The sequence below is a fragment of the candidate division KSB1 bacterium genome (assembly GCA_022562085.1).
Classification (GTDB): domain Bacteria; phylum Zhuqueibacterota; class Zhuqueibacteria; order Oceanimicrobiales; family Oceanimicrobiaceae; genus Oceanimicrobium.
Genome location: JADFPY010000280.1, coordinates 1 through 6,146, shown reverse-complemented (window position 1 = coordinate 6,146; position 6,146 = coordinate 1). Strand labels below are relative to the sequence as shown.

Genomic DNA, 6,146 nt, shown 5'->3' with positions numbered 1-6,146 from the left:
TTTCTGGAGTATTGGGGAAAACGAGGCCATTAATCCAATATTCCATTGATCCATTAATCCACTATCTAACTGCTTAAATGTTAATATGTTGAATCAATTTCTATATTTCTTTTTGTGAATTAATCAGGTTAAGTATTAGCCAAATAATTCTGCATGAATTTAAAAATCCCTTGAACGCTCAGAGGGATTTTTTTTAACCTAATTTATTGAAATTGCGATACTTGACATTTGGCCATGTCCCCAAAAAAAATTCAAGCAATTTTCTTGACAATCCGCAACACTTTGTGTATATTTAAACAAGCGATAATGACCTAAGCTCTATGATTTATCAAACTTAGCTCATTACAATCCTGCCAAAAACAATATTCTTATGGAAAACTTCTACGTTCTCTTTAACAGTTGTGCAATTTTTAGAACAGCCATTTCACACGGAGCGCTTCATGGATAGAATCAGAAACAGTCTAAAAACAATTCTCTACTGGAGCATTTTACTTTTTCTTGTCTTCCCGGCCCTTGCTCAGGACAGCAACATTTTACATCCAATCCAGGAACTCGAGCAAAAACTCAAACGAGAACCCTTCGAGATTTTCAGGATTCGGGGTTCGCGATTCGAGGGGGATCTTACTAAGCGAGCGATTCTAAGATGGTCCGATGGTATTCCAATTCAGGTGAAATGGAAAAGAGCGGAAAGGGGTGGCTGGGCGGTAAACAATCAGCCGCGCTATGAAATCGCTGCGTATGAGTTGCAGAAATTATTTCTTGAAGTGGATGAATACGTTGTTCCCCCAACCGTAGGCCGAAGTTTGCCCCTGGACCAGTATCAGGAGATTGAACCGGACGTTAAGCCGACATTCAAAAACACCAGGTGTGTATTCTTCTGCCTTCAATATTGGTTAGAAGAAGTCACTTCTAAAAAAATTTATGATAAGAAAAGATTTAAATCTGACACCACTTACGCTAGACATTTGGGAAACATGAACATTTTATCTTACATTATTAAGCACAATGACTCCAATGAAGGGAATTTCTTAATTTCCAAAGATTCTGCGAATCCCCGGGTATTCGCCGTAGATAATGGGTTTGCTTTTGGGAACTTGGAAAGCGACCGAGGGTTTAAATGGCGAAAAATCCGGGTCAAAAGCCTTCCGGAGAAAACAATTGGGCGGCTTAGAAAAATTCAAAAAGGTGATCTGGAAAAAACCCTCGGCGTTGTCGCCCAGTTTCAAATTCAGCAAGGACAACTCATTTCGGTCCCGGCGAGTGAATCCCTTAACGCAAAAAAAGGCGTGCGGGTCACCAATGATATCGTGCAATTTGGCCTCACTGAATCTGAAATTAACGGCGTTTTTAATCGGATCAAAAAACTCTTAAAACAAGTGGACTCCGGTAAAATCAAAACATTTTAATCTTAACTTAATGGTGAAATCTCTTATCAGAAAAAAACAGAGGGTTAGTCAATTTGTACTCCCCTTTCGGATTCCTGTCCTAATTGGGCTTTATTTTTTTTCTGCTCCCGCATCAGCCTATCTTCAAAATAGCTACTTTGAATCAACAACCTCAGAAGTTCAAAAACCCCAATCGACAAAATTCAAATTTAATGGCGAATATGGATTATGGGTGCGCGAACATGAGAATCAGATAGAAGTAAACTGGATAACCACTGAAGAGGACTCAGGATTTCTTAAAGTATTCAAAAATGGAATTCAGCTTTATGATGTTATTACAGAGTCTGCCCGATCACACCGGGCTGCATTTGATGCCATTGAAGAATCCGTTTTAGCCCTGCAATATGGCAATTTTTCCAGCCAAGCCGATCGGCATGAAACCATTATCGAACTAAATAAGAAAGAAACAAAAAATGAAAGTGTGTTTACGAACATTGATTCAATATATGTATTGGGTGATATTCACGGCCGGTTCGACATCTTAATCAAGCTGCTGCAAAATGCATGGGTTATCGATTCAAATCTAAATTGGATCGCAAATCAAAAGCACCTGGTTGCGTTAGGGGATATCTTCGATCGTGGGCAAGATGTTACCAGAACGGTGTGGTTCCTTTACAAACTGGAGCGACAGGCAAAAGAACAAGGCGGCCAGGTTCATGTTGTATTGGGCAACCATGAGATTATGACTTTTGGCAACGATCTTCGTTACTTATCCGTGAAAGAAAAGCTTATTGCCGATATGTACAATATCAGCTATTCAGAAATGTACAGTCCGCGCCACTCGATTTTGGGAAAATGGCTGGCACAAAAACCCGGCATTCTCAAAATTAATAAAGCCTTATTTGCTCATGGCGGGATAACGCCTGATTACAATGCCATTTCAATCCAGGCATTTAATGATTCATTGAAAACGTTTTTGCAGGAAGAGGTCTTCAACTATTTGGTACAAGACTCCATTCCAACCGCCCTGGTTGATTCGCTGCAATTTTACAAAAGACTGGCTTTTTTTTACTCAAGCAACAGTGTTTTTTGGTACCGGGCCTACGTCGGCAGTGATACGTTGGCAAAAGACCTAAAAAAAGTGCTCAAAAATTTTAAAAGTAACGTTCATATTGTTGCGCATACTCCCGTAAGAACCATCAGAGAGTTTTATGATGGAAAAATAGTCGCGGTCGATTTGGCCAACGCGGCGACTGAAATGCTTTTGTTAGTTCGTAGAGACAAAAACAAATTCAACAGGTTTAAAGTAATGTTGGATGGTAAGTTTGAACAACTTTAGGCTTAAATGTTTATATTTTTTGAAAATGATGGACATCAGCGCACAGTTGTATTTCCAACGTCTAATTCTAATAAGGAGGGAAAGCGTATGACGATAATACCTATCTTAGAGGGCGTTATAATGGAACGGAAAGATATTCTGCAGCCGTATGTTTCCTCGCTTTTTGTGTTGCCGGCTTGTGGATAGCGTCTAAGGTACTCGACTGCGGCTAGTTTTTAACCTAATAAAGTTCGGTACCTTGCTCCTGCAGGGTTCCCGAATCACAAAGCACTAAAACAATTCCTCCTGTGCCATTTCAGTCCGGCGGAAATGCTCCGTAGTGAGGCTGCTGAATCGCTCCCGATTCAAACCGTATTTTCGACAGCTCACTCCAAACAATCTCTCAATTGTATCTGCCCGCACGCCTTCTCCCCGCATCCGGCTGCCAAAGCAGGGATCGTTTAAACGTCCGGCGCGCGTTTCTTGAACAAAGTGCAGCATTTTATTGGCACGATCCGGAAAATGTTTTTCTGCCCACCCCTGGAACAGCTCCTTTACAGCATAAGGCAATCGCAGCAAGATATAAGCAGCGCTTTTGACGCCACGTTTAGCTGCTTCCTTCAAAATTTCCGGCATTTCGTGTTCTGTCAAGCCGGGGATCACCGGCGCGACATTGACGCCGGTCGGGATTCCCGCTGCCGCGAGTTTTTCTAACGCTTCGAGCCTTTTTAGCGGCGCCGAAGTTCTCGGCTCCATTTTGCGGGATAAAGCATTGTCCAGTGTGGTAACTGAAAGGGTGGTCGCGACCAAATCATATTCAGCCAATTCTTGTAAAATATCGAGGTCGCGGAGAATTAGTGCGTTTTTTGTGATAATTCCCACCGGGTTGCGAAACTTCAAAAACACTTCAAGACATTTTCGGGTCAGTTTCAGCCGTTTTTCGACGGGTTGGTAGCAATCGGTATTTCCTGAAAAAGCGATCACCTGCGGCACCCAACTGCGCGATTTAAATCTCTTTTCAAGTAATTTTGGTGCATCTGGTTTGACCAAAATTTTGGTCTCAAAATCCACTCCCGATGAAAAACCGAGATACTCATGAGTTGGACGGGCATAACAGTAAATGCAGCCATGTTCGCAGCCACGGTAGGGATTTAGGCTGTAAGTAAAAGGGATGTCCGGGCTGTCATTTTTAGATAAAATATCCCGGGTATGATCCCGAAAAAACTGGGTTATTATTTCTCGCTCGGGTTCCTGCTCCAACCAATCAGGATCCGCTTCAAGCAATAAAGGCTCAAACCGATTGACAGGATTGTGCGTGGCGGCACGACCTTTGATCAACGGCAGAGAGGGTGTAAATAAGTTCTCCTGCATGCAAGAGTATACTAATGTTCACCATAAAAAGCAAGAGCTTTTTTTGCAGCATCCAGCATCCAGCATCCAGTCAAAATGCAGTATTAAGTCGCAGGAACGGAAAGAAAGTTTCTTCCCTGGAATGGCCGACATCCAAGCGAATAATGAGATTATTATCCCAGTTCAGCCAGATACCGAACCCAAATGTAGAATGAAAATCATTGAAGGCAAGATCCGACCATTTTTCCCAGACCCGGCCGCTGTCAAAAAATGCCATAAAAATCATCCCGAAAGACTCTGACATCAGATTGATTGGCCGGTAGTTAAACCGCAGCTCGGTCAGCGTAATCAGCTTAATTTTATCCTGAAAACGCCGGCTTCTAAATCCGCGAAGAGACTGGCTTCCACCAAGCGCCCGGGTATTCCTCTGTCCGGAAAATTGACCAAACTCATAATAAGGTGCAGCCCCGGAAATTGCTTCAAATGCAATTCGGTTGGCAAGGATCAACCGCTTGGATTTAATTGGCAGGAAACGTGCATCAGAAAAAGTGTAACGTGAAAAAGTCACGTTTTGCGATTGTTTTTGGAGGCCGTTCGGAGTCTGCCTTTCCACATTCACCGAAGCCCAGTTTGGCTCAAATGAAAGTTCGGTATGAAATCCAGCCAGGGGAAAAACCCGGTTGCTTCGGGTATCCCAATTAATTTTAAAAGCAAGATGTTTTCCCGAGCCGCCGAGATAGCCGAAAGGGCGATCCACGGCAAGAAAAGACTCGCCTGGGTTATCCCGCGGTTGCGGGTCAGCCGATTGAAATCCACCCCCAAATCCGAAAACAATATCGGGAAAAATGTGGTAGGTAAGGAAAAGTTTCAAGCGCGGCCTTTTCAGAGTATAAACATAAAAATCTTTATGAATAAAATTCTCATTGCCGGAGGCCGTGAGTTCCCTGTCATTTAGACTGCTGTTGCCAAGGCCAAAATAATGCGTCTGCAAGGCGCGCTCCCACTCTCCTCTCAGGATAAATCCAAACTTTGAATCTGCCAATTGCGGATATTCAAAAACAAAATTATGTTTGTGATTATTTTTTAATGAAGCAATAACCTGCAGGCGCAGCCGGTAAAGAAATGCATCTCTTTTTGGCGAAAACCAGTGCGTGTTAAAACCCAGGTTTAGGCCGGTTTCGAAGTGATAGAAAGCAATCGGAAAGAAATAATACGTGTAAGGTCTGCCGAAAATCTGAGCCTGGCGGGGCGCCAGGACACTTCTCACAGTTCGTTCTAAAATATTTTTTTTATCTTCTTCATCTGCTTGAGAATTTTCGTTTTCGCTGCCTTTTGTTGGATTTTGAAAAGCGTACGCTGAAGATGCCCACAAAAGTGCCGCAAAAGCCAACGCCGCCAACAGAGTTAAAAGGTGCCCCTGCCTCTTCATGTGGTTGTACGCAATTATATAAGCTGGAAGTTAATTTTCAGGATCGGCGTGTTCGCCGGTTTCTTGCTGTAAGAGCATTTCATTGCCGAGAGGAAATGAGCCGAAATTTGAGCGAAATAAGTCTAACTGATTTTTAAATCGAATTTCAAAATCTTCAGCCGCCATCCAGCGGGCAAAGAGGGTTTCAGCCGTCATTTTCAAAGGCGGCAAAATATCCCGGCTGAACTTCTGCAAGCCGTAATTTAAATCTTCGGAATAGCCGTAATAAAACATGGCGCTTTTGCCCCGGGGATAAGATAACAACCCTTCACGGGTTTTAATTTGGAAGAGCCCGGGTTCTTTCGGTACTTGTTCTGCAATATCGTCAAAAGTAAGCCAGTCGGAGAAGCGCATGGTTATTATTTATTTATTTATATGACCTGTTAGACTTAAATTGGAAATTCATTTAAATTAAAAGTATTGGTTGCTAAAATCAAGTGTCTATTTAAATTAACTGAATGTCCCCCATTTTTTCAGGAGTTCAAGACAGGAGTGTAAAAATCAGTCCGAAGGACGTATTTTTACCTTTGTCATAGCCTTGCAAAAATACGCTTCGCCGATGTTTGCACTCCTAAAAATAGAATTTCCGCATTATAAATTTACACAACATTTTAAGTAAATAAGT

5 protein-coding genes are annotated in these 6,146 nt (G+C 42.4%); 2 read left to right on the top strand and 3 right to left on the bottom strand.

The genetic code is table 11. The features are described from left to right. Positions 1-440 precede the first annotated feature (440 nt). Both IH879_17980 and IH879_17975 read left to right on the top strand, forming a co-directional pair. Positions 441-1,406: a hypothetical protein gene (locus IH879_17980; protein MCH7676813.1), complete on the top strand. Its 966-nt coding sequence runs from the start codon at positions 441-443 to the stop codon at positions 1,404-1,406. A gap of 10 nt (positions 1,407-1,416) precedes the next feature. Further along, entirely contained in the window at positions 1,417-2,724 is a 1,308-nt protein-coding gene (locus IH879_17975) for a metallophosphoesterase (GenBank protein ID MCH7676812.1), read from the top strand. A 270-nt stretch (positions 2,725-2,994) separates the two neighbouring features. Here the strand turns inward: IH879_17975 and IH879_17970 are convergent, their stop codons facing one another. The 3 genes from IH879_17970 to IH879_17960 all read right to left on the bottom strand — a co-directional run bounded on the left by IH879_17970 (position 2,995) and on the right by IH879_17960 (position 5,875). Continuing rightward, the gene (locus IH879_17970; protein MCH7676811.1) at positions 2,995-4,074 is read right to left on the bottom strand and encodes a PA0069 family radical SAM protein; all 1,080 of its coding nucleotides are present in this window, start codon (positions 4,072-4,074) and stop codon (positions 2,995-2,997) included. A gap of 70 nt (positions 4,075-4,144) precedes the next feature. Then, positions 4,145-5,482, bottom strand: coding sequence for a BamA/TamA family outer membrane protein (locus IH879_17965; protein MCH7676810.1), 1,338 nt, complete (start codon positions 5,480-5,482; stop codon positions 4,145-4,147). Between the two features lie 30 nt (positions 5,483-5,512). Beyond that, positions 5,513-5,875 (bottom strand): hypothetical protein, encoded by a 363-nt coding sequence (locus IH879_17960; GenBank protein MCH7676809.1) that lies wholly within the window; start codon positions 5,873-5,875, stop codon positions 5,513-5,515. Between the last annotated feature and the right edge of the window lie 271 nt (positions 5,876-6,146).